1 pseudogene is annotated in these 444 nt (G+C 67.6%); it reads right to left on the minus strand.

Annotation, left to right across the window (positions count from 1 at the left end):
* Nucleotides 1-211: 211 nt before the first annotated feature.
* Nucleotides 212-444 (minus strand): annotated as a pseudogene (locus tag GVL52_RS29075) (50S ribosomal protein L3 N(5)-glutamine methyltransferase); the annotation flags it as partial.

Here is a 444-nt window from a genome sequence, read left to right on the forward strand (position 1 = left end):
CAGCCGATCGCCGGCCCGTGCGATTCGCCGTACGTGGTGACCGTGAGGAGTTTTCCGAAACTGTTGCTGCTCAAGCGCCGCTCCGCGGGTGGAACTACCGGTGCCGGGCGTTGAAGCATCGCATGCCGGCCGCCCTATTGTGCAGTGCGCCAACGCCCGCCGCGACGGTTGCAGTCGCAACCGCTGCCCGCATCGCGCGCGGCGTGCGGCCTTATTTCCGTGCGCCGGCGAGTTCGCTGATGTGGGCGTTGTGGCGGATCAGCTCGGCGCATTCGACCGCGAAGATGCCCATCTGCCCGACCTTGAATGCGTTCCACGCGAACTCGACGTCCGGCAGCAGCTTCACCAGCGCGCGCTCGGACTCGCCGACCTCGCAGATCAGCAGGCCGTCCTGGCTCAGGTGCAGCGGCGCATCGCGCAGGATCTTCAGCACCAGGTCCAGGC

The organism is Rhizobium sp. 18055 (genome assembly GCF_902706285.1).
Classification (GTDB): Bacteria; Pseudomonadota; Alphaproteobacteria; order Rhizobiales; family Rhizobiaceae; genus Rhizobium.